Origin of the sequence: Pseudomonas sp. NPDC089530, from assembly GCF_050280705.1 — a bacterium.
Lineage (GTDB): Bacteria > Pseudomonadota > Gammaproteobacteria > Pseudomonadales > Pseudomonadaceae > Aquipseudomonas.
This window is the reverse complement of the sequence record NZ_JBNNVU010000184.1, coordinates 1-3,152: the sequence shown is the minus strand read 5'-3', so window position 1 is coordinate 3,152 and position 3,152 is coordinate 1. Positions and strand designations below refer to the sequence as shown.

2 protein-coding genes and 2 pseudogenes are annotated in these 3,152 nt (G+C 56.8%); 1 reads left to right on the top strand and 3 read right to left on the bottom strand.

Annotated features, from left to right (window positions below):
• From ACQKQA_RS29950 to ACQKQA_RS29940, 3 genes and pseudogenes are all read right to left on the bottom strand, one after another.
• Nucleotides 1–82: pseudogene (locus ACQKQA_RS29950) on the bottom strand (methyl-accepting chemotaxis protein); the annotation flags it as partial.
• A pseudogene (locus tag ACQKQA_RS29945) lies at nucleotides 72–227 on the bottom strand (cold-shock protein); the annotation flags it as partial. The pseudogenes ACQKQA_RS29945 and ACQKQA_RS29950, both read right to left, overlap by 11 nt.
• 293 nt (nucleotides 228–520) lie before the next feature.
• Nucleotides 521–820 carry a hypothetical protein gene (locus tag ACQKQA_RS29940; protein ID WP_427564757.1) on the bottom strand — a complete coding sequence of 100 codons (300 nt, stop codon included), beginning with the start codon at nucleotides 818–820 and terminating at the stop codon, nucleotides 521–523.
• A gap of 385 nt (nucleotides 821–1,205) precedes the next feature.
• Here ACQKQA_RS29940 and thrS point away from each other — a divergent pair, with 385 nt between their 5' ends.
• On the top strand, nucleotides 1,206–3,128 hold the full coding sequence (thrS, locus tag ACQKQA_RS29935; protein WP_427564756.1) for a threonine--tRNA ligase: 1,923 nt from the start codon (nucleotides 1,206–1,208) through the stop codon (nucleotides 3,126–3,128).
• Nucleotides 3,129–3,152 lie beyond the last annotated feature (24 nt).

Sequence of the window (3,152 nt, the reverse complement as noted above, 5' to 3'; positions counted from 1 at the left end):
CTTCGGCCACAGCGCTCTGTTCCTCGGTGGCCGCGGCGATCTGGGTGGTCATGTCGGTAATATTGGCTACCGCTTCGCTGATTGCCTTCTTTCAGGCTTTTGAAACCGTCGCTTTCAATAGCTTTGAAGTGTACGAACAGGTCGTCACCGCCACCTTGAGGAGTGATGAAGCCGAAGCCTTTTTCATCGTTGAACCATTTTACGGTGCCGGTTTGGCGATTAGACATGGTGTATCTCCAAGAAACATATATTTTCAGTAGTACTGTGCTGCTCAGGCCAACTGGGCACACCGGGCTATCATAGTCGAAATGTTCGACTTGGGAGCCCCCCGGACGTGCCGATTCCCAGGTGGTTGAGCCTGTTTTGTTGCTCTGGTCGGCTGAAGGCCCCGGTTTAAGGGGCTTTCACCGAAAATAATCAGTGATAAAAAAAGCCGTAAAAGCTGCGTAAATTGTGAAAAATAGCCTGTTTTTCATGTGTGACGAGCATGGATTGGAGGCTTTTGTCGTGCCTTGAAGCCTTATTTCACCACCCGGCAAGCGGCAATAGCGTCCAGCGCCTTGGCTCGCAGCGCTGGATCCGGTTGAGTCTGCTTGCTCATGAGCTGCTTGATTTCGTCGGTGGTGAACTTCTCATTGAGCTTGTCCGCGCCACAGGCACAGTGTTTTTCCGCGCTCTTGGCATCAATGCTCTGGCTGGCGGCAGCCGTGCAATCCTTCATGTATTCGGCGCGTACTCCGGCCGGCCAGGCGGCTTGCGCGCTCAAGGGCAGCAGCAGGGCGAAAGGGGCGGCAAGGGCGAACAGTTGGGTGAGGCGCATGAGTCGAGCTCTCCTGGGGTGGGTACAAGAATGGTGATTCTCGGTGTATTTGAGACCTTGCGTACACACCAAGTTCACTTTCCGGCCTGGAAAGCACCGACACACTGATCCGGGTGTGAAGTACGGCGCGATGACCGTTCATCTGTGCTAGCATGCCCGGCTTGGGCGTTTCCAGGCGCTGGGCTAGCTTTAGTTCCTGTGCGGCTTATGCCTCTAATTTTTCTGTTTTGAACTCCAGTCACTCTGGTTCGTTTTGCCGGTTGGCCGCAAGGCTCCTGCCACTGTGAGGCAGGCGTTCTCATGAACGGCCTGGATCGAACCGCGTACTGGCTCATCCCAACCCACGTGACCTTTGGTAGGGGTCACCACTAGGAGAGGAGGCGCCATGCCCACTATTACTCTTCCCGACGGCAGTCAACGTTCATTCGATCATCCGGTTTCCGTAGCCGAGGTCGCCGCATCCATTGGTGCAGGTCTGGCCAAGGCCACCGTGGCCGGCAAGGTCAATGGCAAACTGGTCGACGCCTGCGATCCGATCGACAGCGACGCGACCCTGCAAATCATCACGCCAAAGGATGAAGAGGGGCTGGAGATCATTCGCCACTCTTGCGCTCACCTGGTTGGCCATGCGGTCAAGCAGCTGTATCCGACAGCGAAGATGGTGATCGGTCCGGTGATCGATGAAGGCTTCTATTACGACATCGCCTACGAGCGTCCTTTCACTCCGGACGATCTCGCGGCCATCGAGCAGCGCATGCAACTGCTGATCGAAAAGGATTACGACGTCATCAAGAAAGTCACTCCGCGCGCCGAAGTGATCGAAGTGTTCAAGGCTCGTGGCGAAGACTACAAGCTGCGCCTGGTCGAGGACATGCCGAACGAACAGGCCATGGGCCTGTACTACCACGAAGAATACGTCGACATGTGCCGCGGCCCGCATGTGCCGAACACTCGCTTCCTCAAGTCTTTCAAGCTGACCAAGCTGTCCGGCGCCTACTGGCGCGGCGACGCCAAGAACGAGCAGTTACAGCGCGTCTATGGCACCGCCTGGGCGGACAAGAAGCAACTGGCGGCTTATATCCAGCGCATCGAAGAAGCCGAGAAGCGCGACCATCGCAAGATCGGCAAGCGCCTCGGCCTGTTCCATACCCAGGAGGAAGCGCCGGGCATGGTGTTCTGGCATCCGAACGGCTGGACCCTGTACCAGGTGCTCGAGCAGTACATGCGCAAGGTCCAGCGTGAGAACGGTTACCTGGAGATCAAGACCCCGCAGGTGGTCGATCGCAGCCTGTGGGAGAAATCCGGGCACTGGGCCAACTACGCCGAAAACATGTTCACCACCGAGTCGGAAAGCCGCGACTACGCCATCAAGCCGATGAACTGCCCGTGCCACGTGCAGGTGTTCAATCAGGGCCTGAAAAGCTACCGCGAGCTGCCGATGCGTCTGGCCGAGTTCGGTGCTTGCCACCGTAACGAGCCATCGGGTGCGTTGCACGGCATCATGCGCGTGCGTGCCTTCACTCAGGATGATGCGCACATCTTCTGTACCGAAGAGCAGATGCAGGCTGAATCCGCCGCATTCATCAAGCTGACCATGGATGTCTACGCCGACTTCGGCTTCAAGGACATCGAAATGAAGCTCTCCACTCGCCCTGAAAAGCGCGTGGGTTCCGACGAACTGTGGGATCGTGCTGAAAATGCGTTGGCTGCCGCGCTGGATAGCGCCGGGCTGCCGTATGACCTGCAGCCGGGCGAGGGTGCGTTCTACGGTCCGAAAATCGAGTTCTCGCTGAAGGACTGCCTCGGCCGCGTCTGGCAGTGCGGTACCTTGCAGCTCGATTTCAACCTGCCGATTCGCTTGGGCGCCGAGTACGTTTCCGAAGATAACAGCCGTAAGCATCCGGTGATGTTGCATCGGGCGATCCTCGGCTCCTTCGAGCGTTTCGTCGGCATTCTGATCGAACATTACGAAGGGGCATTCCCTGCGTGGCTGGCTCCGACCCAGGCCGTGGTGATGAATATCACTGATAAACAGGCAGATTTTGCCCTCGAAGTAGAAAAAACCCTCAACCAAAGCGGATTTCGTGCCAAGTCTGACTTGAGAAATGAAAAGATCGGCTTTAAAATCCGCGAGCATACTTTGCTCAAGGTTCCCTATCTCTTGGTTATTGGAGATCGGGAAGTCGAGACGCAGACTGTCGCTGTGCGGACCCGTGAAGGGGCTGACCTGGGCTCGATGCCCGTCGCTCAATTCTCGGAGTTCCTCGCACAAGCGGTTTCCCGGCGTGGTCGCCCAGATTCGGAGTAATTATTATTAAGCGTGAAATGAGAC